Annotated in this window: 19 protein-coding genes and 1 tRNA gene; 3 read left to right on the top strand and 17 right to left on the bottom strand. The window is 40.3% G+C overall.

Annotated features, from left to right (window positions below; translation table 11 throughout):
* Positions 1-36: 36 nt before the first annotated feature.
* The 5 genes from BW976_RS19510 to BW976_RS19490 all read right to left on the bottom strand — a co-directional run bounded on the left by BW976_RS19510 (position 37) and on the right by BW976_RS19490 (position 5,148).
* Positions 37-1,668, bottom strand: coding sequence for an ABC transporter substrate-binding protein (locus BW976_RS19510; RefSeq protein ID WP_076375562.1), 1,632 nt, complete (start codon positions 1,666-1,668; stop codon positions 37-39).
* 293 nt (positions 1,669-1,961) lie between these two features.
* Positions 1,962-2,981 carry a recombinase RecA gene (gene recA / locus BW976_RS19505; protein ID WP_076375560.1) on the bottom strand — a complete coding sequence of 340 codons (1,020 nt, stop codon included), beginning with the start codon at positions 2,979-2,981 and terminating at the stop codon, positions 1,962-1,964.
* A 208-nt stretch (positions 2,982-3,189) separates the two neighbouring features.
* On the bottom strand, positions 3,190-3,951 hold the full coding sequence (gene nth, locus BW976_RS19500) for an endonuclease III (RefSeq protein ID WP_076375558.1): 762 nt from the start codon (positions 3,949-3,951) through the stop codon (positions 3,190-3,192).
* Between the two features lie 204 nt (positions 3,952-4,155).
* Positions 4,156-4,350: a hypothetical protein gene (locus tag BW976_RS19495; protein WP_076375556.1), complete on the bottom strand. Its 195-nt coding sequence runs from the start codon at positions 4,348-4,350 to the stop codon at positions 4,156-4,158.
* A gap of 213 nt (positions 4,351-4,563) precedes the next feature.
* A complete protein-coding gene (locus BW976_RS19490; protein WP_076375554.1) occupies positions 4,564-5,148 on the bottom strand; it encodes an RNA polymerase sigma factor in 585 nt (194 codons plus the stop codon).
* Positions 5,149-5,654: 506 nt separating this feature from the next.
* On the opposite strand from BW976_RS19490, the gene uvrA reads away from it, so the two are divergent.
* Positions 5,655-8,567: an excinuclease ABC subunit UvrA gene (uvrA, locus tag BW976_RS19485; protein WP_076375552.1), complete on the top strand. Its 2,913-nt coding sequence runs from the start codon at positions 5,655-5,657 to the stop codon at positions 8,565-8,567.
* Between the two features lie 79 nt (positions 8,568-8,646).
* Here the strand turns inward: uvrA and BW976_RS30090 are convergent, their stop codons facing one another.
* From BW976_RS30090 to tsaD, 3 genes are all read right to left on the bottom strand, one after another.
* Entirely contained in the window at positions 8,647-8,826 is a 180-nt protein-coding gene (locus BW976_RS30090; protein WP_394333029.1) for a contact-dependent growth inhibition system immunity protein, read from the bottom strand.
* A gap of 275 nt (positions 8,827-9,101) precedes the next feature.
* On the bottom strand, positions 9,102-9,272 hold the full coding sequence (locus BW976_RS29490; protein ID WP_175614141.1) for a hypothetical protein: 171 nt from the start codon (positions 9,270-9,272) through the stop codon (positions 9,102-9,104).
* A gap of 84 nt (positions 9,273-9,356) precedes the next feature.
* Entirely contained in the window at positions 9,357-10,358 is a 1,002-nt protein-coding gene (gene tsaD / locus BW976_RS19480) for a tRNA (adenosine(37)-N6)-threonylcarbamoyltransferase complex transferase subunit TsaD (protein WP_076375550.1), read from the bottom strand.
* Positions 10,359-10,528: 170 nt separating this feature from the next.
* Here tsaD and BW976_RS19475 point away from each other — a divergent pair, with 170 nt between their 5' ends.
* On the top strand, positions 10,529-14,977 hold the full coding sequence (locus BW976_RS19475) for a translocation/assembly module TamB domain-containing protein (RefSeq protein WP_084192277.1): 4,449 nt from the start codon (positions 10,529-10,531) through the stop codon (positions 14,975-14,977).
* Here the strand turns inward: BW976_RS19475 and BW976_RS19470 are convergent.
* The 3 genes from BW976_RS19470 to BW976_RS19460 form a co-directional block, all read right to left on the bottom strand.
* Positions 14,974-16,179, bottom strand: a complete 1,206-nt coding sequence (locus BW976_RS19470) for a bifunctional 3,4-dihydroxy-2-butanone-4-phosphate synthase/GTP cyclohydrolase II (protein ID WP_076375548.1) — start codon at positions 16,177-16,179, stop codon at positions 14,974-14,976. The genes BW976_RS19475 and BW976_RS19470 overlap by 4 nt on opposite strands.
* Positions 16,180-16,350: 171 nt before the next feature.
* Positions 16,351-17,772 carry an LptF/LptG family permease gene (locus BW976_RS19465; RefSeq protein WP_076375738.1) on the bottom strand — a complete coding sequence of 474 codons (1,422 nt, stop codon included), beginning with the start codon at positions 17,770-17,772 and terminating at the stop codon, positions 16,351-16,353.
* Between the two features lie 105 nt (positions 17,773-17,877).
* The gene (locus BW976_RS19460; RefSeq protein WP_076375546.1) at positions 17,878-18,258 is read right to left on the bottom strand and encodes an START-like domain-containing protein; all 381 of its coding nucleotides are present in this window, start codon (positions 18,256-18,258) and stop codon (positions 17,878-17,880) included.
* 159 nt (positions 18,259-18,417) lie between these two features.
* Here BW976_RS19460 and BW976_RS19455 point away from each other — a divergent pair.
* Positions 18,418-18,491, top strand: a tRNA-Met gene (locus BW976_RS19455).
* Positions 18,492-18,637: 146 nt separating this feature from the next.
* Here the strand turns inward: BW976_RS19455 and BW976_RS19450 are convergent.
* The 6 genes from BW976_RS19450 to BW976_RS19425 all read right to left on the bottom strand — a co-directional run bounded on the left by BW976_RS19450 (position 18,638) and on the right by BW976_RS19425 (position 25,537).
* Positions 18,638-18,847 (bottom strand): hypothetical protein, encoded by a 210-nt coding sequence (locus tag BW976_RS19450; RefSeq protein WP_076375544.1) that lies wholly within the window; start codon positions 18,845-18,847, stop codon positions 18,638-18,640.
* Complete coding sequence (locus tag BW976_RS19445) at positions 18,844-20,319, bottom strand: recombinase family protein (protein ID WP_076375542.1); 1,476 nt, start codon at positions 20,317-20,319, stop codon at positions 18,844-18,846. The genes BW976_RS19450 and BW976_RS19445 overlap by 4 nt, the downstream gene beginning before the upstream one ends.
* A 216-nt stretch (positions 20,320-20,535) precedes the next feature.
* Positions 20,536-21,336, bottom strand: coding sequence for an HNH endonuclease (locus tag BW976_RS19440; protein ID WP_076375540.1), 801 nt, complete (start codon positions 21,334-21,336; stop codon positions 20,536-20,538).
* A 15-nt stretch (positions 21,337-21,351) separates the two neighbouring features.
* Positions 21,352-22,278 carry a carbon-nitrogen hydrolase family protein gene (locus BW976_RS19435; protein WP_076375538.1) on the bottom strand — a complete coding sequence of 309 codons (927 nt, stop codon included), beginning with the start codon at positions 22,276-22,278 and terminating at the stop codon, positions 21,352-21,354.
* Positions 22,275-23,522, bottom strand: a complete 1,248-nt coding sequence (locus BW976_RS19430; protein ID WP_139332356.1) for a hypothetical protein — start codon at positions 23,520-23,522, stop codon at positions 22,275-22,277. Before BW976_RS19430 ends, BW976_RS19435 begins: the two co-directional genes overlap by 4 nt.
* A gap of 371 nt (positions 23,523-23,893) precedes the next feature.
* Positions 23,894-25,537 carry an RNA-directed DNA polymerase gene (locus BW976_RS19425; RefSeq protein ID WP_076375534.1) on the bottom strand — a complete coding sequence of 548 codons (1,644 nt, stop codon included), beginning with the start codon at positions 25,535-25,537 and terminating at the stop codon, positions 23,894-23,896.
* Between the last annotated feature and the right edge of the window lie 12 nt (positions 25,538-25,549).

Below are 25,549 nucleotides of genomic sequence, written 5' to 3'. Positions count from 1 at the left end.
GATGATCAAATGTTATACAATTACCCCTTCAAAAGATCAGGGGGCTTTTTTCACTCGTTTAAGTACTAATAAATTTTGCCCGTTCAGGCTATAACCACTGATATTATTCTGATACAAATTCACCAGTTTATCATAATATAACACCACCACCGGCGATTGCTCCATCACCAAACCATCCATTTGCTGATACAGGGCATAGCGGGCTTCATCGTTTTTTTCATGATAGGTTTGCTCAAACAGGGCATCGAATTTCTTATTGTTAAAACCGGTATAATTAGGCCCGAAAGGGATCTTGTTTTTTGAATAAAATACCGACAAATAATTTTCACCATCAGGGTAATCAGCTATCCATTGACCGTAAAAGAAGTTGATGCCATTTTTTGATACCAGCTCGCGCAGGCTGGCACCCTGGGTGATCTCTACGTTAGTTTTGATACCTATTCTATCCAATTGTCCCTGCACGTATTCTATCAAACTACGGTAGCCTACCGTGGTGGCCAATGAAATTTCGGGCAAGTTTTTACCATCGGGAAAACCGGCTTCAGCCAATAGTTGCCGCGCCCTTTCGGGGTCATACGTATATCCTTTTACATTTTTGCTGAAACCAGGCATACCTTCCGGAATGAAACCTTCGTAACCGGGCGTGCCCATGCTGTTGCGTAAGTATTTCATCATCTTCTGCCTATCGATGGCATAATTAATGGCCTGCCTTACTTTTAATATCTTAAGCGGCGACTTTTTAACAATAGCCAGATTGGTATCTACCAGTATACCCAGGTACATGGTATTAAGATATGGGGCTGTATTTAAAACAAATTTGCCTTTATACTTTTGTGTTACCTTACCCGATTTGGTGAGGATATCATCGCGGTAACTGCCGTCGATATCATTTAAAAAATCAAGCTCTTTTTTAATAAACTCCAGGAACGAGGTCTGTTTATCGGCAATAAAGCTGGCTTTAACAGCATCGAGGTAAGGTAAGCGGTTGCCTTTATCATCTTTCTCCCAATATTTTTCATTTTTAAGCAGCACCAGCACCTCCCCTTCTTTCCAGTATTTGAACTTAAAAGGCCCCGTACCTATAGGATGGCTCCTGAAATCTTTGCCATAAAACTCCACCACCTCTTTGGGTACCACTGAGCAATACTGTGCCGTAAGCATGCTTAAAAAAGGTGCAAAGGGGTGCTTAAGCCTGATGTTGAAGGTACTATCATTAGGCGCAGTAAATGAATTCTTGCTCTCTACTTTATCACTAAAGATCCAGGAGCCGGATGAAGCTACTTTAGGGTCTATTAATCTTCCAAAACTGTAAACAAAGTCGGCGGCTAAGGCCTTGCGACCAACACCACCAGTAAAATGCGGATCATCATGAAAATACACATTATTGCGTAAATGAAAAGTATACAAAAGGCCGTCGGCTGATATGTCCCAGCTTTTGGCAATACAGGGAATCACTTTAAGGCTATCATTGATCTGTACCAGGCCATTAAAAACCTGGTTATCCATCCAAATGGTGTAGTGGTTACGGCAAAAAGCCGGATCAAGCGAGGTAAGCCCTTCCTCCAGGTTAATATTAAAAACGATTTTACCAGAATCTGGGGCCGTGTTATGACAGGCACAAAACTGAATAATCAGTACAGAAAATAGTAATAAGCCCCATTTATTCATGTAGAGCTAAATATATTAATTACGTTTAATTAATGAATTAGTGATTTGTTGAATTAGTGATTTATTACTTATGGATGAAGATAAATAATCTTCTTGCCGATAGGTACTTTGATAAGTTTGTCATCCTGAGCGCAGCGAAGGATCTATTCATCAATTTATATGTTGTATAATAGATGCTTCACTCCGTTCAGCATGACAAGAGGGTTTTGGTATAAACAAAAAAGCCTCCCCCAAATGGAGAGGCTTCCCAATGTCACAAATCCGAAATCGAAATTCCAAAATCCGAAATTCGTCTATTCTTCCACCAAGCTTTCGCCGGTAACGGTTTCTTTAATTTTGGTTTCCAGTTCTTCCTGTAGTTCTGGATTATCCAGTATCAATTGTTTAACGGCATCGCGGCCCTGGCCCAGGCGTGTTTCGCCGTAGCTGAACCATGAACCTGCTTTTTTAATGATGTTGTATTCAACACCCAGGTCAATGATCTCGCCGGCTTTTGAAATACCTTCGCCAAACATAATATCAAACTCTGCTATGCGGAACGGAGGAGCCACTTTATTTTTTACGATCTTCACTTTAACACGGTTACCTGAAACCTCGTCGGTATCTTTAATTTGTGATATACGGCGTACATCCAAACGAACTGAAGCGTAAAATTTCAAGGCATTACCACCAGTAGTGGTTTCCGGGTTACCAAACATTACACCGATTTTATCGCGCAATTGGTTGATAAATATACAGCAGCATCCGGTTTTACTAATAGTACCGGTTAATTTACGCAATGCTTGCGACATTAAACGCGCGTGCAAACCCATTTTTGAGTCGCCCATTTCACCTTCAATTTCCGCTTTAGGTACTAATGCAGCAACAGAGTCAATTACTAAAATATCTATCGCGCCCGAGCGGATCAGGTTGTCGGCAATTTCCAATGCCTGCTCACCATTGTCTGGTTGAGAGATCAATAGGTTCTCTACGTCAACCCCTAATTTTTTAGCATAGAAACGATCAAAGGCATGTTCCGCGTCAATAAATGCGGCAATACCACCTTTTTTCTGCGACTCTGCAATGGCATGTATAGCCAATGTGGTTTTACCAGACGATTCAGGTCCGTATATTTCAATAACTCTTCCTTTAGGTAAGCCTCCAACCCCTAAAGCTATATCCAGCCCTAAAGAGCCGGTTGATATTACTTCTGTAGGTTCAATAACGGAATCACCCAATTTCATGATGGTACCTTTTCCGTATGATTTTTCCAGCTTATCTAAAGTAAGCTGTAATGCTTTCAACTTATCTGAATTATTTTTATCTGTGCTCATCTTAAAATTTTCTTCAACAAATATAAAATGTTTTATTTTAAAATACTAATTTTTTTAGTAATTTTATTTACTACCCTAACAAAGTTGTCATGCTGAACGCAGTGAAGCATCTATTATGCAACATGCAAGTTGATGAATAGATCCTTCGTTCCTCAGGATGACAAGTCTTAATAATAACAGATAAACTTAATCAACCTCCCAATACCAATCAAATATCTTTATCCACACTTCGTTTCTTAAGCTCCTTACTAATGGTATTCAATGCTTTTTTCTTTTTGGCTTCTTTAGCTTTTTTGATCTTGGCTGCTTCCGCTTTTAGCAGGGCTGTTTCAGTATTGTTATGTTCATAATACTTGCAGAACCAGGTTAGCGGACATATCTCACATTTAGGGCTCCGGGCCAGGCAAATATACCGGCCATGTAGTATGAGCCAATGATGGGCCACACCTATATATTCTTTGGGAATGTGTTTGATCAGTTGTTTTTCAACCGCCAGCGGTGTGGTTGCATTATGAGTAAGACCAATACGATTAGATACCCTAAACACATGTGTATCTACAGCCATAGCCGGTTCTTCGAAAATTACAGATGCAATAACATTGGCGGTTTTGCGCCCTACACCCGGCATTTTTTGCAGATTCTCGATACCTTCCGGTATTTCACTATTAAAAACATCTACCAGCATTTTACCCATGCCTACTAAATGCTTGGCTTTGTTATTGGGATAACTAACACTCCGTATGTAAGTAAAAACCTCTTCGGGAGTTGATGCTGCCAGATCCTCTGGTGTAGGGAAACGTTCAAATAGCTTTGGCGTAACTTGGTTAATGCGCTTATCTGTACATTGTGCCGACAGGATCACTGCTACCAATAATTGAAATGGATTATCGTAATGCAGCTCGGTAACGGGATTGGGTTGGTTCTTTGAAAAATATTCAACAAAATGGCGGTAACGTTCGGCCTTAAGCATTTTTAAAATTAAGAAATTTTTTGGAGGTAAAGATCATACACTTATAGATACATATATTATAATATGTATTAAACTATATTATTAGTTACACAATCCTTCTAAAAATAGAAAGGTTCATAAATCATGCTGGACTTTAGTTTCTGTTCCTTAAAACATCTACCTCAATCAACAATTATGATCTATGAACCAGCAAGTTCGGAATACTTAACGCAGGCTTTTGGAGTAGTCAAGTATCTGGTGTATAGTTTGTACCTTGGGTTTTTTGTTCAAAAGATCCAAATCAGCACGAATTGAATTGTAAAATATCAAATCGTCGGCACCCAGATTGTCTTGTCCGTTCTCGTCCATCAGAGCCTGGTTGGCAATTCCATTTAACGTTGTTGTAAAAGTTTCATCCATAAGCTTATTTTGTTGTAAATTTTATATGATTTATAACGGCGACTTAAAGATAATATTTTACTAAATGAAAATTAAATGAAATTTTTTTTATGGGTTAATTTTTATCACCTAAAGTGAATAAATTAAGCTATTGATCGTAAAAAACATAGGGTTATTGATAAACTTTGCTATTTACTTAGCCAGTTGCCCAGGCAATAACTCCATGTTTTTTGATTAATTTTTTAAACTTAACTCTTTACTCTGCATCATTTTGCGGAGATTATTGAGGGCATAACGCATCCGGCCCAATGCCGTATTGATGCTAACTTCGGTAATATCGGCAATTTCTTTAAAGCTCATATCGCCAAAGTGGCGCATGATTAATACTTCTTTTTGCTCAGAAGGCAATAGCTGTATCAGCGTTTTAAGATCCTTATGCGTTTGTTCACGCACCATACGGTCTTCGGTACTTTCATCATAGTTACCCAATACTTCAAAAATATCAAAATCGTCGCCATTGCTAATCATAGGCGCACGCTTTTCACGACGGAAGTGATCAATAACCAAGTTGTGGGCAATACGGGTTACCCAGGGTAAAAATTTACCCTCTTCGTTATACTTTCCAGCTTTCAGTGTATTGATAACTTTTATAAAGGTATCCTGAAAAATATCCTCGGCCAGATACTCGTCTTTTACAAGCAGGTAAATAGAGGTATATATTTTGGTCTGATATCGTCTGATCAATTCCACTAGCCCAGCTTCATCACCGGCAATGTATAGATGGATTAGATCCTGATCACTTTTCAATTGAAAATCCATAGAAAGTACTACTTAAACTTAATTTTTAGTTAAAAACCTTTAAAGTAAAGTATATTCTATAGCGTGCTCCTTAGGGGTTAAGAAATTGTTACTTCAAATAAAACAAATTCCCAGCTAAAAAACAAATTATATTTTTTTCCTTACTTCTGTTAATCAGGTTCATTGGGTATATGATGGGCTTCGCCATTCATAATTCTGATACCTATCCGTTGTTTTGACAAGGGTAATCGGCAATGGTTTAATCGCTGCCTTAAAAATTTGCAGACATCTCTTTTCCGTGCCATTAAGTATTTAAAAGTCAGCAAACTGTAAACTCAGAAATTTATTTGAAGTAAACCCCAAAACAAAGCAAAACCGATTTGGATTCTGCTAAATATTTTAGGATTTTTGCATTCCGGAAAAAGGTTTATTAGTTCATGGATCATAGTTGATGGTTCATAGTTCCTTTTCCATATACTATGAACTATCAACCATGAACTAATTCAACCTATGAACTAATTCAAAGAATGACTAAAGAAGCAGAAAAAGATCCGCAGAAACATATCATTATTAAAGGGGCCCGTGTGCACAATCTTAAAAATATGGATGTGGCCATCCCCAAAAACAAGCTGGTTGTAGTTACGGGCATGTCAGGTTCTGGCAAATCGTCACTTGCTTTTGATACTTTGTATGCCGAAGGTCAGCGCCGTTATGTAGAAAGTCTTTCTTCCTACGCACGGCAGTTCCTGGGGCGTATGAACAAGCCCGATGTTGATTATATTAAAGGCATTGCACCTGCTATAGCTATTGAGCAAAAGGTAATTACCTCAAACCCACGGTCAACAGTAGGTACCTCAACCGAAATATATGATTATTTAAAATTGCTGTTCTCACGCATTGGCAAAACTATTTCCCCGGTATCGGGTCAAATCGTAAAAAAAGACTCTGTTACCGATGTCGTGAACTTTATACTATCGCTGCCCAACGAAAGCCAGGTAACTGTTTTAGCGCCATTATATCCACATAACAACCGCAGTCTCAAAGAAGAGCTGGCTGTTTTAATGCAAAAAGGCTTTGTACGGGTTGAGTATCTGAACAAACTATCAAAAATTGAAGCTTTATTGGAAGATGAATCTATTGATAATACCTCATTAATAGCCGAGGTTCATGGAGAGAAGAAAGCTAAAGGCAAAAAAACAAAAGCCGAAAGCGACGAACCGGTAATTACTGAGCAGGAAACGCCAACACATTACCCTGGCGTTCGTATCGTGATTGATCGTATATCAAAAAGCGAAGAGGATGAAACCATAAGCCGCCTGGGCGACTCGGTACAGACCGCTTTCTTTGAAGGTAAAGGCGACTGCTATGTACGTTACCAGGAACCTGATGCCGATGGTGAACAGGAGCGTTTTTTTTGCGACCGGTTTGAACTTGACGGCATTAAATTCGAAGAACCCACTCCCAATTTCTTCAGCTTTAACAATCCCTACGGCGCCTGCAAAAAATGCGAGGGCTATGGTAAAGTGATCGGTATTGATGAGGATCTGGTGATCCCTGATAAAAGCAAAAGTATTTATGAGGGCGCTATAGCCCCGTGGCGCGGCGAAAAAATGCGCGAGTGGAATGATATGCTAATCAAACACGCTTTGCAGTTTGATTTCCCGATACACCGCCAGTATAATCAGCTAACCGAAAAGCAACAACGCCTGTTATGGACTGGCAATAAATATTTTCGTGGCCTGGATGAGTTTTTCCAGGAAATGGAGGCGCAGACCTATAAAATTCAATACCGGGTGATGCTGTCGCGCTATCGCGGCAAAACTACCTGTCCGGAGTGTAAAGGTAGTCGCCTGCGTCGTGATGCATCATACGTAAAGATCGGCGAGCGCTCGATTACAGATGTGGTATTGATGCCCCTGGATAAAGCACTGGAGTTTTTCAAAGGCTTACAGTTAAACGAAACCGATGCCAAGATAGGTAAGCGCCTGCTGATGGAAATTACTAATCGCTTGTCGTTTCTAAATGATGTGGGCTTGAGCTATTTAACGCTTAACCGCTTGTCAAATACCTTATCAGGTGGTGAATCACAACGTATCAACCTGGCTACTTCACTGGGAAGCAGCCTGGTGGGCTCGGTATATGTTCTGGATGAACCCAGCATCGGATTACACCCACGTGATACCCAGCGCCTCATCAGTGTGCTTAAATCACTGCGCGATGTAGGTAATACCGTATTAGTAGTAGAGCACGAAGAAGAGATCATGAAAGCGGCCGATCATATTATCGATATTGGTCCCGAAGCAGGAACCCACGGCGGCGAACTGATCTTTACCGGTACATATGACCAAATTATCAAGGATGATAACAGCTTAACAGGACGTTACCTGAGCGGCAAGGAAGAGATCGCTATTCCGAAAAGCCGTCGTAAATGGAACGACTATATTGAGATAAAAGGCGCGAGAGAGAACAATCTGCAGCATGTTACGGCTAAATTTCCTTTAGGTGTGCTTACTGTAGTAACGGGTGTATCCGGTTCAGGTAAAACCAGTTTAGTAAAACGTATCCTGGCGCCTGCTCTACAAAAAGCATTGGGCAATTACTCGGGCGAGCAAACCGGCTCATACGACAGCATTGATGGTGACTACGCCAAAATAGAACAAGTTGAACTGGTTGATCAAAATCCTATTGGCCGCTCGTCACGCTCCAACCCGGTTACGTATGTAAAAGCCTGGGACGAGATCCGCAACCTGTATGCTTCACAGCCGGCAGCCAAAGCAGCTGGTTTAAAACCGTCGGCATTCTCCTTTAACGTAGAAGGTGGCCGCTGCGATGTTTGCCAGGGCGAAGGTGAAGTGAAGATAGAAATGCAGTTTATGGCCGACATTTTCCTGACCTGCGAAACCTGTGGTGGCAACCGCTTTAAACAACATATACTCGATATTACCTACAATGAAAAAAATGTGGCCGAAGTGTTGCACATGACCATTGATGAGGCACTGGTATTTTTTGCTAAGGAGCCTAAGATCATTGCCAAAATAAAACCTTTGGTTGATGTAGGTCTGGGTTATGTACAGCTTGGGCAATCGTCAAATACCCTATCTGGCGGTGAGGCGCAGCGTATTAAACTGGCATCATTCCTGGTAAAGGGTAATAATACCCATAAAACACTCTTTATTTTTGATGAGCCCACTACCGGTCTGCATTTTGCCGATATTAAAAAATTGCTCAAATCATTTGATGCCCTGCTGGAGCACGGCAACACCATTATTGTGATAGAACACAATATGGATGTAATTAAATGTGCCGACTGGATCATCGACATCGGCCCTGAAGGTGGTGATCGTGGTGGAAAAGTAGTATTTGAAGGTATACCCGAAGATCTGATCAAAGAGAAAAAATCGCATACTGGTCATTACTTGAAGGAGAGATTCGGTAAGTAATTGGTTTAAAATCTGTTTAAACTAAGAGAGCTATCTTGCAAGATAGCTCTCTTAGTTTAAGACTATTAACGACCGTAGACTAATTGCCACATTCCTCGAATTTTTCTAAGGAAATCTTCAACCCTTCTATCTCATACCTTCTATTCACCATGAGGTCATTTACCTGAATCCATAACTCAGGGTGCTGTTTCCAAAAGAATGATGGTATACGCAAAACATTGGCCAATAGGTCACCTTCGTACATATCACCCTCCGCAATATATCATCAGTAAGTTTTTCAATAGCGAGAGGTATCAAATAAGGCAAACCCAGTTCCTGCCCTATCATGAGTCACAAGTCCTCAATAGAGTACTCATTGAGCGGAATTTTTATCAGTTCGGCACAGCGGAACACGAGCATAGTCGACGCTTCATCAGGATGATCCGAATGCGTTTTCTCCAGAGTGAAAAGAGATTTGTACTTCCAATTATTTTCGGTCTTCATGGCAATCCAACCTCTTAATCCTAAAAGTCCAGGAACCCCAAAATCAACGGTTTACTGCCCACCCGTTTTCAAATACATATAAACGATGCCGCCAACCACAGTAATGGCCAATACAATAAGTCCGGTTACACCTTTCTTTTTGTCCTGGCGCATCAGCCATATTAAAAAAGCAACCAACGGCAGTACAAAAACCGCCCAGAAAATCAGTGAAGGAATATTCATATTAATTAGTTTTTGGATCATAGTTCATAGTTCATGGTCAGGCAGAAATTCACTTGCTACATCCCATGAATCATCAACTATGAACTACATTATCATCCTTGCCAGCGGAGCAATCTCTTGGCCGGCAAATTCGCCTTTTAAATATTTATAGTACCCGGCAATAGCTATCATAGCTGCGTTATCTGTACAGTACTCCATTTTGGGTATAAAACTCTCCCACCCGTTTTTAGCACACAGCTCTTTTAGTCCTTCACGCAATCCTGTATTGGCCGATACTCCGCCAGCCAGAGCAATCTGTTTTATACCATGTATCTGTGCTGCTTTTTGTAATTTATTAAGTAATATAGTAGCTATCCGCCTTTCAACCGACGCGCAAATATCAGGCAGGTTATGACTAATGAAATCAGGATTCTTAGCTACATTATCTCTAATGAAATATAAAATGGCTGTTTTCAATCCGCTAAAGCTAAAATCCAGACCGGGGATTTGTGGTTCCGGAAACTTGTAAGCATCCGGATTACCCTGGCGTGCGTATTTATCAATCAGTGGGCCTCCAGGATAAGGCAAACCTAATATCTTGCTGGTTTTATCCATTGCTTCGCCGGCGGCATCATCAAGCGTTTGGCCTATTACCTGCATCTCAAAATAATCGTTAACCAAAACTATCTGCGTATGACCTCCCGAAACGGTAAGACACAAAAAAGGAAATACAGGTTTATGATCGCCAATAAAATGGGCCAATATATGCGCCTGCATATGATTTATATCAATAAGTGGCAGGCTTTTGGCCAGCGCAAATGCCTTAGCAAATGACACACCTACTAAAAGTGAGCCTAAAAGTCCAGGTCCGCGCGTAAAAGCTACTGCATCAATATCATTTTTGCTTACTTTTGCGTTCAATAATGCTTGTTGTACAGCAGGAACAATATTTTGCTGATGAACCCTGGAGGCAAGCTCGGGGACAACGCCTCCGTATGCTTCGTGAATGGTTTGGTTAGCAATTACATTGCTCAATATCTCTCCATCAACACAAACAGATGCAGAGGTTTCATCACATGAAGATTCAATTCCTAAAATTACAGGCACAATATTAAGTCAAAAGTCAAAAGTTTAAAGTCAAAAAAATGACCTTATCCTTTGACATGTTAAATACATTTAGAAAAGTAAAACATTTCAATCGGTTTTGAATTTTTACTTTTGAATTTTTAATTAATTACAAAGTTATTAAAAAAGTACTCAATATAGCGTTAGGAATAGTGTTGTTCATTTTATTGACACTGAGCATACTTTTACTGGCGTTTCAATATAAACCTGTACAAACCTGGGCCGCTAAAAAAGCTGCGGGTTACCTTTCGGATGAACTGCACACCACAGTTAGCATCAAAAGTCTGTACATCAGACCTTTTACTTCGGTAGTACTGGAGGGCTTATGTATACTTGATAAAAAACGGGATACTTTACTGAATACTCCAAAGCTGGCTGTTGATATTGCGGGATTTTCTCTTCTCTATAGCATCAAACAGCGCACCATCAATTTTGAATCCATTGAATTGGATAATGGTTCTTTTTACCTCAAAAAACAAAAAGATAGCACTACCAACCTCAAATTTATTCTTGACTACTTTAGCTCTAGCGACACTACCAAAAAAACTGCCAGCAAACCCTGGACACTTAATTTTGATAAAATAGCCATCAATAACTTTCATTTCCGGTACAAGAACCAGTTGGTTGATACCGTGGAGAACAGGGTTAATTTTGATGATATTGATGTAAGCCATTTTAGTACCGTAGTAACCGGTATGGATATCAAAGACCACTTGTTCAAAGGCAATATCCAGCATCTTACCTTACAGGAGAAAAGTGGCTTCTACGTAAAGAATTTTACTGCCCATACTACTATTGATACCAACCAGATCATACTGCAACATCTTACCCTGCAAACCAAGCACTCTGATCTGAAAGATTATTTCCGGATGAGATTTAAATCATTTGATGATTTTGATAATTTCGAGAACCGGGTGAACATGGATGCTGATTTTAAATCGTCACGCATATCGTCAACAGATATTGCCTACTTTACCAGTGGCATGGGTAAAACCACTTTTGACCTGGGTATTGAAGGCCGTGTTAAAGGCCTCGTAAATAACCTGAAGGCCAAAAACGTTACCATTAGCGGGGGGCAAGCCACGTTTATCAAAGGCGATTTTAACCTACGCGGTTTACCCGACTGGGATAATACCTTCCTCGACCTGAAGTTTGAGCAGATTGCTTCCAATAAAAAAGATCTGGATTACCTGCTTAGCCATTTTTCAGGGAATGCCACGATGCAAGCGCCCGCTATTCTGGGTAAATTTGGCAATATCAACTTCACCGGCAGGTTCAATGGCTTACAAAATGATTTTGTTGCTTATGGTATTTTTAAAACCGGACTGGGCAGGTTTGATACTGACATTAACCTTAAAATTGATAAGAAAAATATACCCAGCTATAGCGGTAAACTGAATGCTCTCAACTTTGACCTGGGTTCCCTGCTTGAGGAGAAATCGCTTGGCCGTACTACTTTTAATGCCGATATACAGGGCAGCGGCGACGAACTGAAAAATTTGACCGAAAAAATTGATGCCCGCATTAACAACATCAGCTATAACAATTACACCTATAATAACCTTACCGTAAACGGTTCGTTCGTTAAAAAGCTAGCCAATGGACATATTACCATCAACGATAAAAATGTTAAGCTCGACTTAAAGGGGAGTGTAAACTTAAACCCTGCCTTACCGGCGTATGATTTGGTGGCAAATATTAAAGATGCCAACCTCAACAAGCTTAAACTCATCACAGATACCATCACTGTAAGTACCCAGTTAAAAACCAAATTTTCGGGTAATAGCCTGGCCAACATTGAGGGTAATATTTTATTTTCACCGGCCCGGGTTGTTGGTCCCCGCAATAATTATGTGGTCGATTCTTTATACCTATCCTCTGTTGGTAAAGGAAACAACCGGGAGATAGATTTACGGTCTGATTTTGCTGATGGCAGCATCAAGGGTACTTTTGACCTGGCAACCTTACCTTCGTATTTTAAAACCATTGCCAAAAAGTATATCCCTTCCTTAAAAACCACTATTGTTACGCCCAAACCCGAGCAGTTTGCGTTTAACCTTACGCTTAAGAATACAGATCCACTCACCGCTATATTTGTACCTGACCTGAAAATACCTGACCAGGGTACATTAGTGGGGCAATTCGACTCGGAAAAGAAAACGGCTACCTTATCCGGTTATATTAAAACATTTAAATATGGTAAAATCGTATTTCACGATTTCATCATCGATGAAAACACTTCTGAGGATATGCTGGGCCTCAACTTATCGTTAAGGAAGGTTGATCTTACTGATAGTTTGTTTATTAAAGACATCAACATTACTAACTTTTTGAAAAACGACAGCCTCAACTTTAACGTTAAGCTGTCGGATAAAAACGCGGTAAACCAGCTTGACCTTTACGGATTGGTTGAATTTGGAAAGGATACCACAGCCAAACTGAAGCTATTGCCCTCTGATGTTATCCTCGAAAAAGAAAAATGGCATATCCAGGAGCAGGTGCGCATCCGCTTATTGGATGGAAAAACACAGGTATCGGGCTTTGAGTTATCCAATGGCCCCCAAAAGGTACGCATCAATGGATTTATATCTGATAACCCTGCTGATGAATTGAAACTCTCGTTCGAAAAGTTCAATATGCGAACGCTTAACCAGTTGACTAGAACGTCTGGCGTATACTTAAGAGGTGATCTGAATGGTGATGTTAAATTTACCTCTATTACCAAATCACCTGGTGTTGACGCGCATTTGAATATCGATTCGTTAACAATGAACAGGACGCTGATTGGCGATCTGAAACTAGTATCAACTCTGGGTAACGACCGCAAACAGGCCGATGCACAGTTAAGTATTCTAAACCGGGGGCTTAAAACCATAAACATTGGAGGTACCTATTATTTTGGCCACGAGACCGATGATAACCTGGACTTTGATATAAAAATGAACCAAACTGAGGCTATCATCTTTCAACCTTTTATTAAGGATCTGGTATCAAATGTAAAAGGTCATATCTCTACCGATTTAAAACTTACCGGTAAACCATCAAATCCACAACTAAACGGCAGCGTTACATTGGAAAATACCGGGCTTACCGTTAACTACTTAAAAACCGCCTACACAGTTAACAACAAGCTGGACGTAAATAATAGCGTTATTAACGTTAAGGATATGGTATTGAAGGATATTAAAGGTGGTACAGGTACAGCTAATGGTACCGTTGATTTGAATGATCTTTCAAACCCTGATATAGAGGTAGTATTAAAGGCTGCCAATTTGATGGCATTAAATACCACATTTAAAGACAATCACGTTTATTATGGCACCGCTTTTGGCACCGGTACATTTAGCTTTAAGGGCCCGATTGATAATATGAAAATTGATATTACAGCCCGTACAGAAGCCGGCACTGTATTCAATATACCGCTCAACACTTCATCAACAGCCAGCGACTATGACTTTATAAGATTTGTTGGCCATAAAGATACGGCGAAAGCTGTAAATAAAGCCAGGGCCTTTAATGGTGTTACCTTAAATTTTGACCTGAGCGCCGACGAAAAAACGGTTGTTAAAATAACCACTGATTATGGTTTGCTGGAGGGCAGCGGCGTTGCCAATAACCTAAAATTGAATATTAACAGCCTGGGTGATTTTGAAATGTATGGCGACTTTCTGATATCTACGGGTAAATTTGAGTTTACTGCCAAAAACTTCATCAGTAAAAACTTTACGGTAAACCAGGGCGGTACCATCCGGTGGACAGGAAACCCTTCAAACGCCGAAATAAACCTGAAGGCTCTTTATGAGGTACGTACGAGTAAGGCTCCGCTTTATGCTGCCGCGGGCTTACAAACGCCAACCTCGTCACAGCAAACCCTGGTACAGGCCCAGTTGATATTGACTAAATCATTGTTACAACCCAACATTGATTTCGATTTTAACTTCCCTACAGATCCATCGGTAAAAGACGATCTGGCCACCTATCTGGCCGATAATAACAACCGCAGCCAACAGGCTATTAACATTATTGTGCGTCGTAGTTTTTCAGCAAACAATAATAACAACAATTTAATTGCGGGCACTGCTGAACAAATGATAAGTGAGTTTGCTTTCAACAAGCTCAACAACCTGATATCACAATCACACATCAAAAACTTTGATTTTGATTTGAACATCCGTTCGCTTAATGAGGCCAATGCTTCATTAAGGTTTTTTAACAGCAGACTATCATTCAACGGGAGTTTATATAACAATACCGGCTCGAATGATTTGTTCAACAATACCTCCAGTTTGTTTAATGGTAATTTAACCAAAGACTTTGAAGCGCTGTACCAGATCAGGAAAGACGGAAACCTTACAGCACGGTATTCTTACCGGTTACTGAACAACACCACGCTCAATCCCTTAAACAACCTCGATTTTCAATATGTAAACGGATTTGGTTTAGTGTACTCACGTGATTTTGACACCTTCGGCGAGTTTATCAAATATATATTTAAACGTAACCGCAGAGACAGAGCGCCTGTCACACCAACACCAGTAGCTCCACCTGCTACTACAACAGGCGGAACACCGACTACTAAGAAGCCAGATGATGAGGATTAATGATCGCGCATAATAGCGTGATCCATCTTATCTCTTTTAGTACGTAAATATGATTCGTTATGGGGGTTTGATGCTATTTCGATAGGTACGTTCTCTACAACCTCTAAACCATAACCTATAAGGCCCGCACGTTTCTTGGGATTATTGGTCATTAAACGCATTTTGGCGATACCCAGGCTACGCAATATCTGCGCGCCGATACCATAATCGCGCTGATCCATTTTAAAACCTAACTTAATATTGGCTTCTACGGTATCCAGACCATTTTCCTGCAGGTGGTAAGCTTTAAGCTTGTTGATCAAACCAATACCCCGCCCCTCCTGATTCATGTACACCACCACGCCTTTACCTTCGTTACTGATCATCTCCATGGCCTTATGTAACTGCGGGCCGCAATCACAGCGGCAAGAGCCAAAAATATCGCCGGTAACACATGAGCTATGTACACGCACCAAAACCGGTTCATCAGGCTCCCAGGTGCCTTTAATAAGGGCCAGGTGATTTTCGCCGGTATCCAGTTGGGTATAGCCTATCATTTCAAAATCGCCCCATTCAGTTGGCATTTTTACAGATACATCTTTTCTTACCAGGGTTTCAGCATTCAAACGATAAGCTATCAGGTCTTTTATAGATACAATCTTCAGATCGAACTCCTTCGCTATCACCAACAGATCAGGCAGACGGGCCATATCGCCATCCTCTTTCATAATCTCGCATATTACGCCCGCAGGCTCAAACCCTGCCAAAACAGCCAGGTCAATAGCAGCTTCGGTATGCCCGGTTCTGCGCAATACACCACCATCTTTGGCAATCAGCGGAAAAATATGCCCGGGTCTGCCCAAATCCTCCGGTTTTGTAGCCGGATCAATTAGTGCCAGGGAAGTCTTAGACCTGTCTGAAGCAGAGATACCTGTTGTACAGCCGTGGCCTAACAAATCAACAGAAACCGTAAAATTGGTTTCATGCGAGGTGGTGTTGTGGCTTACCATAGGTTCCAGCTCCAGCTCGCGGGCGCGTTGTTGTGTAATAGGCGCGCAAACCAGTCCCCTGCCATAGCGTACCATAAAATTGATGGCTTCGGGGGTGGCATTACGTGCAGCGGTTAAAAAATCACCTTCATTTTCCCGGTCTTCGTCATCAACAACGATGATCATTTTACCGGCTTTTATATCTTCAATTGCTTCTTGTATCGTATTTAGCATTATATGAGTATTTGATAGGGCCTACATAAAAATAACCTAAGCCACAAAATATTTAAAAAGTTAAACAAATTTATGATATATAAAAATGTTTCTGGTCGGTACTGTGTAAAATCCTTTTCAGTAGCAGGGTAAGCGCGCCTACTATAAATGATTACGGAGATTGCGGGCCAATTAGTTGCTTTTACGCTTTATTAATTTATTAAAAAATCTTTTATATAGCTCTACATCAAATATCGCCGAATCGGTAGCAGCTTTGTATGAAAGAAAAAGCCCGATAGGTGTGAGTACGATGATAGCTACCCACATACCAAAAACGACAGATATACTACCCGCCCTTGCTGATTTTTCGCCAATGGTAGAGATAATATAATAGATGAGGAAAAATACAACCGAAATAACTACCGGTAAACCCAGCCCTCCCTTGCGGATGATGGCCCCTAGCGGGGCGCCAATCAGAAATAAGGCCAGGCATGCCGCCGAAAGCGTGAATTTTTTTTGTACTTCCGATGCATAACGCCGTATGTTAAGGGTGTCGTCATTATAACGGTCGGTACGGTTCTTTAATATATCCTTTATAGAACGGATCTCAGAAGATGCGCTTGAAAGGGCTACCACCTGGTCGGCCAATTTCATACTTTTCAGCACCCCTGCTTTATCGGCTGGTATATATTTAACTGCAGGCTTTGCTGGCATGTTAAAAAATTTCATATAGGGTGTAATAAGCCTATAATTCTGCACTATACTACCATCAACCTGGTGTTGTACAGAATCTACATAGAATCTCAACTGCTTCAAATTCATCATTTGCGATGCCGTCTTAAATTCACTTTCATTAGTACGGGTCAGTTTAAGGCCGTCCAGGCTAAATTTTTGTTCTGTTTCCTTAAAGCGGAACCGCGATAAACGCTGCCTATAGTTGTAAGTAGCATTATCAGGGGCCGACTCCTCGTATCTTACACCATCTTTTAACTTCAGCACCAGGAATTTATCGCCCATGGTTCGGAACATAGTACCTTCACGGGCTATAGTAACCGTTGTATTATTGTTATCAGCACTTTTTTGGTATATCATGATACCGTATAATCTTTGCCCGTCGGGATCTTTGCTTTTTACACGGATAGTGTAACCGGTAAAGCTGTTACTAAAAACCATTTGAGGCAATAAATCGGCCGATTTTTGCTTGCGGGCATCATACAGTAATGAAAAATACTTAAGATTGGCTACCGGCAGCATATAGTCTGAAAAAAAGAATGCGGCCATACTCAGAAGAGTTACTACCACTATCATAGGGTACATAGCCCGGCGCAGAGATATACCGGCCGCCTTAATGGCTACCAATTCATAATTTTCGCCGAGGGAGCCGTAGGTCATGATGGTTGACAGCAGTACTGATAAGGGCAGCGCCATTGCCACATTGGTAGCCGAATTATACAGCATCAGTTCGAGAATGGTATACCAGGCAAAACCTTTGCCTATCAAGTCATCGATGTATTTAAATAAAAACAACATCAACAACACAAACATTACGATGAAAAGCGTACTTACAAAAGGTCTTATAAACGATTTAAGGAGTAAAAGATGTATCTTTTTCATTAACGCAATTTGTACAACAGGATATAACGCACCAACTTGCCTGTTAATTTTCATTAACGCACAAATAGCGTTTCACGATACAAAATTAGCTAAAATTAAGTTTCTTTAAGCACCCAATACGCTGATGAGGTATTCGATCTGGTTATCCCATATCAGTTTGCGCTCGGCAATGGCATCTTCGGTTGCAAAATCGGTAACACTGAGCGCAACATCATTAGTTAGCTCATCCTGCAGAATTTCCATTTCAAAATAAAATTGCGGATCGTCATCTACCCATTTAAATCTAACCAGCTTGTTTTCTTTTACGGTAAGCAACTTTGCTTTCTGGGCATCGTTATCCCAGGTAAATGTATAAACCTGGTCCTTGATGTTCACATCATCAGCAAACCATTGCGCTAATCCATTGGGCTCACTCAGAAAGGAAAACAGTATACGTGGAGACGATTTTATCTCATATTCAATGGTAAATTTCTTTTTTTCGGACATTGGGGTTTATACTTGTAAGCTCTAAAAGCTGTAAATGTTAACATTTTTTCTAAAGAAAACGAATTTCTGCTATATTTGCAAACCTTTTTAAGGAAGGCCGCTGATTTATTAAGGGCCACTCTTTACAAAACCATTATAAAAGAGCAAGATACACAAAAAGGCGGGGTAGCTCAGATGGTTAGAGCGTAGGATTCATAACCCTAAGGTCGGCAGTTCGATCCTGCTCCCCGCTACATAAGGAAACACCCCATTGGGGTTGTTTCCTTTTTTTATGCCAATAAAATCCTGTGGTCCAAACTGTTACCGCCTGACCGATTCGTGTTCGACAATTACTAAAAAACTCCTTAGACTTTTATCCAAAATAGTCTAAAAAGCAGCTTTAAGGCTCTATTATGGTCGATTTTAATGAGTTCGACCTCTCCTTTGGGTTATGGGCATTTTCTACTTCCTCTTTTTTGCTATAATTCTTGGCTATCAGATAAAGAAAATCCAAGATGACACTAGCCTCGCTATCATCCACCTCAATGCCATTTTTGGCCAAAACGGAAATTGCACGTTTGACCGAAACCTTTCTTTCTATGAAGTTCATTCCTTTGACTTGCTCTTTATGTTCAATACCAATATTTTTGACAATGCATCGGTAAGACCCAACGAAATCTCGCCCGTTTGAAAGTTCACCTCATTCGGCGGAATAAGCTTGATCAGATGCCTTTTATCTGCGGTGTCCAGACTGGCATACCCCCTAAAGGGCTCTACCAAGGCTCCATGCTCTAATTGACGCTGTATATCAATATTGTTCAGCTTATCGATATTATCGCCCAGCTCTTTTTTCAGACATGCGGAAGTTGCCAGAAACTCTTTTTTGAATTCACTGTAATCATCAAACTTCAATATATCTTCCACAAATAGCTTTCGGGCCTTAGAAAGTGCCGATTGCTGCCGAGCAAGTTGCCTTAATAGCTGTCTCCTTTCACTGACGCATTCTATTCTATGCGTATTCAAGTTAGAATCATCCAAAACATGACTGAAAAGTTCGATGGCCTTATCGGAAAGCATGAGTTGTTGGAGTTTCCGCTCATAATTATAGTTCAGAAGGACTGCGCTGATTCTTGTCTTACACCTTCCACGACAATGATAATATGGATAGCTGTTTTTAGACCCTCGGGAAAAACTTCCACGTACTCTTCTACCACAAAGCGGGCAGGTTAAAAAACCTGTCATAAAAAAAGTCGCCCTTAATTCTTCCGTTCTACTCGAAACCTTTCTCTTTGTAGTTATGATGTTTTGCACCTCATAAAAAATCGACACTGAGATCAACGGTTCATGGTTCCCTTTAACCATCTGCCGTTCTTCAGAGCTCAGCGTTACCGAAATCAGGCCACAGTAGACCGGATTACGGATAAGCTTAGAAAAATTTGACGGTGAGCATAATAAACCCTTGTCAAGGGCCATTCTTCTGACCTCTGAGATTTTGTAGATATTTTTTGCGAGTTGATGAAATATCCACCTGATAATGCCCGCTTCGGGCTGCTTGAGTGCTATAATTTTTTTTCCGTCCACAGTCGTCAGATTTACAAAACCTATTGGAGCCCTGTTCGGATATCTTCCCATTTGTCTTGCTCTGCGCATTCCGTTTGCGGTATTCAATGCGCGCCTGGTATTTTCAGCCTCCGGAACCGAAAGATAAACAGCAAGCATCACCGAGCTCTCAGGAATAGTGAGATCGATTGGCTGGTCGATGGCCATGGCTGTAGTATTATGCTTTCGTAATAGGCCAATCATCTCATAGGCATACTGAATGTTGCGACTAAACCGGTCCCACTTGACAAACAGGATGTTCTTTTCTTCTTTGGGCCGCTCCTTCTTAATCGACGATACAAGTTTCTTCCACTCGGGTCGGTTAAAGTTCTTTGCCGAAAAGTCTTCCCGATAGATCCCTTTAACTTCTATATCGTTATAGTCGCAATATTTTAACAACCGATCCTCCTGCTCAGGTAAGGAATAACCTTTTCTTTTTTGTTCGTCTGTACTAACACGGACATATAAGTAAGCTGTTTTCATATCGACACTGCATGAATCTTTATTATAAGTTCGGATTTTTTCCAAAAGAAACAAAATCCGAAATGATACATCAATATCACTTATCCCTAATGAGAATGCTTTACAAGCAAAAAAGCATTTCAGTCATTAGATTCGGTTTATAGTTATAACAGTAGAAGAGTTAATACAATAGTTAACTACAGATATGTGTAAGTTTTATGTTTTCGATATAAGTGTTTAGTTAGCGTTTCTCTTTTGGATTTCAATGATTTCTCTCAATTCTTCCACTAACATAGTGGGGCGCTGACTATGCAACATCGCATGGCAGTTAGGACAAACTGGGCACAAATCCTTAACTGGATCAATAGGTTTCATTTTCTTTGAGTGAGAAAGTTCTTCTTTATGATGTATATGTATGAAGTTCTTGCCATAAACATTCTTGAAATTAAATTCACAAACCGTGCAGTTGTAACCGTGATAAGAAAGGCAATCTTCCCGGGCCTTCGGATCTCTTTCGTATCGTGTAAGGTTAATCTGATAAGGGTTCCCTTCGTAATATACAGGTAGTGTTGAAGGCTTTCCTGTTCCTTGCAACGAGGTGCCAATAAAATCTGCCCAAAGCTTCTCTAATTCTTTGAGCGCATCACTATTGATTTTTATGCCTGAATGTTCGGGCATCCACACCTGATGCCGCAAAATTTCCTTTTTAATAATATCAACAGGCAAGATTTTCTGTGTTTCAGGATCTATCAAGGTGTCAAATTCGATAATTACTCGCTCTACCATCCTTTTTTTATCTTGCCAATGAGGTGAAAGGAAAGGCCAAGAAACAATTTTGCCGGATCCGAAAACTCCTTGACGACCAAAAGTTTTACCAACCTTAACAATGAACGCCCTGTCGCCAGGTTGTACCTGCTTATAGGCAGCCACACTCCAGCGCTGCTTTGTACTTCCTGTTATACGAATTTCCTCAATATGGTCAAAACGCTCATCAAAAGGCCAGTTATCAGGATTCCATGAAAATAAATACGCTTTCATAAATTATAGCTCATTTTAGCTTGTTTTTTTCGTTGCATTTATTAACTGATTTGAGGGCGGATATTTTTGGTAGCCTGGTGGACTTGCCTTAAACAAAATGTCTTTTTTGTTTTCTTTCGCAAAATCGAAGAGCTGTGCATCTTCTAAAGAGCTTAAAGGAATATTGATTACATGTGTATTAAACATTCTCTGACCAATATATTTATATATAGTCCTTGAATTTACGTCGCTATATGGTGAAACCGCCATTGACCCGCCGTATTGACCGGTATTACAGATGACAACATTACAATACAATAATCTTGTCAGGGATTCGGCCATTGCAAAGTAGGTATTAAGGTCTTTATTAAGCGAAATAATAAACAGGTGATGTATGCGACCTTGATAAAGCATGATACGTTCTATATCAAATATATCCGAGCATATCATTACGCCGAAGTTCCCGAGTTCTGAAGATTCAAACACATACATATATTGTTCAGGGTCAGGAAAATGCTCTTCTGCTTTCTCAATCCCCTGCTTAAACATACTTCTTTCCATATAAGTAAAAAAGGTTTTGCCGAACTGTAAAGAAGTTATACGTATTGCCCTTTCACGGGTTGCTATACCATTGGGAAGACATATTGCCCCCCGATTTCTTACTCTTTTAGCATCCTTTGGGTTTCTCTGAAAGTCAATACCACAAATCACAATTATTTTATATCGTTTGCTGTACTCTTTGATAATAGCTAGCTGAGATGGCGGCAAATGAAGTTCAGGTATGAGAATCACCTCAGGGCGATTATCAAGCTTGATCATCTCTGTGAATCCGATTTGTATTTCCTGCCAGACTCGCTCTGCACTGATCGGGCTTATGTTTAAACTATAAGGAGCTCCTGTTCCCCAAGATGTATCGGGGTCAATGACAGGCTGGATGAGCCCAACTGTTACAAAGTCTTTCATATTCTTTTAAAAAATTCATCCTTTGGACCTTCTAAGTCATCCAGATTAATGTAAATTAACTGTCGGGGTTGATGATCCTTTAGGTTCATTTGCTGATCGGCAAGCGCCGATTGTATATTAACCAATCTGCTTATAAAGTCAGTCAATCCGTGAATATTCGCGTTATCAGATAATTCGATAACATCGTTATAAAATATATCGACTTTATTTTTGGAAAAAATCGCACTAAGCAATATTCTCGAGTTCGATGATAGCGATTCCGTCTCCAAGATTCTGTGCGCCTGTGAGAATAATTGGTCAATAAAAACAATTTTATTAGCCGTGGGTGGCCATTCAAAGGACCGTGAAAGTAATTTAATCAGCAACATGGAATAACCAATAACCAGGGGAAGTTCATAATTACCCATGAATAGAATTGCTCTAAAATCCCATAAGTTAGAAACTGGGAAGTATCGTTTGTCATCAAGACGCTGGAACAACGGTGACAGTTTTACCTTGTTTTTTTTCACTATAGTTCTCCACGATGCCCAATCCTTTACATCGCTGGTAAGCCAAGACTTGGGAACAAGGTAATTTGCAGGATGCAGGTACAAATGCTGTACAGGCGGTGCGGTAAACATAGCACGCAAACCCTTCTTTCGTTTTTTCAGAGCGGTTCGTGTCAGAACTAAAATCTGTCTAACAATCTCGATAAGGCTCCATTCGGAAAGTTTAACCTCTATAAAACCCTGCTTTGACGTATGATTAACAAGATGTTCGATATATTTGTCAAGACTTACGTACAGGCCTTCCTGGCGACTAAGTACATTTCTCACTTTCGGATATGAGTCTATGAACTTTTCAAACACTTTCGAATCTTTAATTTTAAGCGAGGTGAACAGTTCAAGTGTCAAAGCATTATCCCTTGCAAATATCATTTGATGCTGGGGATTTCTTTCTTTGCTACTATTTTCTGATATGATTTGTCTTATTTTGAGAAACTGTTTCCCTGATATGCTGCCGGGGTAAACCGAAAGAATGTTCCATGTGAGCGGCGATAATAGGTTCAATTCAGCTCCCATTTTTTCAATAAAATCCTGTTTATCCGGCCAGGCCATTCTCGAAATACAATACCAGACAATATCTTCAGGATTGTATTTATACTCGGCAAATGCCTCGCTGCCAGCATCATCCTGAATTGAACATATTGAACCGGTTTCCCGCCGAGCTATAAGACTGCTGAATGACTCCAGTATTGAGGGCAAACTTTTACACTGTTGATTGATAAAAAATGCGATAGATCGAAGATTATTAATAGTAGTCGTTCTAAAAGGGAAATTCAATTTATTGTCGCTTGGCTCAACGTTTAAAGCGCAAACGTTTGTGATATAGGACCAGGTGCAATGATTCTTCCAAAAAAGCCCGTTCCTGTTCTGAATGTCTGTGAAAGCCCGCTCAAGATACAACTGTATATTAAGTAAACAATAGGCATGTATATATGCCCGGCTTACATCGTGTACACTACAGTCACTAATCTCGCCAAGTAATACAGTAAGTCCGTCATAACCTGTTATAAAACAAAATTCGATGCACCGTCGCCATAATTTTACTTTATCTGGATTCTCTCTTAACGCTTTTAAAAGCAGTTTAAAGAGCCTTTCATGCCTGACTTTAACTCCCCGATTGCCCTAGGTAAATCCGAATTCACCATTTCCGTGGCAGCTGTATTTCTCAGAGTAACTAATAGTTTTGACAAGCTTTTTTCATCATCAGGCTTTATACCTGTATAATTGTCTAAAAGTGTTGCCGTCTTCTTGTCAAGTATGATCTGATTAAGGGGTGCAAAGGGATCCAGCTTGCCAAAGTCAGGTTTTATTTGTCGAGCCAAGGCGCAAATTTTTCCAGCGGCAAAAGACATTTTGGTATCTTTTCTAATTTCAGTTCCCGGCAAATCAGTCAGAAAAAGATGCTTAAGATCGGCCTCCATAGAAAGCAGTTCATCCTTCTGCAAAAGCCCCATATCTGTACGATCGATAGCGGAAACCTTTTGCAATGTATTAGTCATTAAAGGTTCAGGGTATTCGACATTAAGCTCAATTGCTTTTTCATCTTCAATAGTAAATCCGGTTTCTGCACTATAACTTAACCCGTCCTTCGGTTCTATCTTATCAGATTGGAATGTGATTGTAGGCTGTTTTTCTTTAAGCAGAAGATGATATATATCCAGGGTTTCAAGCAACGCATTTTTAGATTGTGATATTATAACTTGATCATCGACATATTTAAAAATAGCCGTATCCTTTCTCTCCCGAATTAAATTTTGAAGCTCAATATCAATATCCATTAAGGCCACATTTGCTAAAAACCCTGCTACAAGAAGCCCTGTAGGTAATCCATAATAGGATGAGGTCGTCTCGTCATAATTATAGTATGCGGAGAGATCGCTGTCCTCCCACCCAGTGGTGTCCAGTTTATTATTTAGTAATTTGGAAAGGACATTAATTATGATTTCCACATCGTCTCTGGCTTCCCCGTTATCCTTCACCAAATATTTAACCATGTTGCCAATGATTTTATTGGGGTCGATTGATGGAAAGAATGTTTTGAAATCAAGTCCAGCCCAATAAAGGATTTTTAGGTCTTGCCCATGCCAACTTTTTTGATCAAGATATCTAGAGTCTGTAAAACCATCTTCCTGTGCTTGTTCAAATAATCTTACTTCTACAGGATCATTGAGGTCATTCACAGAGAATTCGTCAGATTTAGACATTATCGTTATGGTCATCGATATATGTCGTTTATATCTCGGCCAACTTTGCTGCCAGGATCTAAAAAGATTAGCGGATGTATTCTTACAACTACCCCTCTTTAGAGTCTTTTTACCCGTATGACTATCCGTTTCATACCAAAAAGGGCGGTACAATCTGTTGCCATAACTCCAGTGCGGCATCTTCCTTTCAAGCATATCTCCAATTATATTTACCGCAGCCATAGATATAAGCTGATCATCAAGATGAACCACATAATATGGTCGAATCCGATGCTCTCCGTTCTCTTTATCTTTTTTTGGAAACGGTAATGGCTGAAGAGGGCGAGAGGTGTAACTCCCAGCTTTAATTTCGGCAATTAATAATGGAATCCTTTCCGACAGTCCCGCTTCGTACTTAATGAGACCAACAGGGTCGTACCATTCGTTAGCTTTGTTAAGAAAAGAGCTAATCTTTTTAAAAGCAATAAAAAAATTCTCTTCATCGAGAAACTGGTCGGCAAAACTTGGCATTGTATAAGGTTG

This window comes from Mucilaginibacter lappiensis (assembly GCF_900155965.1).
Classification (GTDB): domain Bacteria; phylum Bacteroidota; class Bacteroidia; order Sphingobacteriales; family Sphingobacteriaceae; genus Mucilaginibacter; species Mucilaginibacter lappiensis.
The sequence above is the reverse complement of the archived record's forward strand: the minus strand, read 5'-3'. Positions and strand labels throughout refer to the sequence as shown.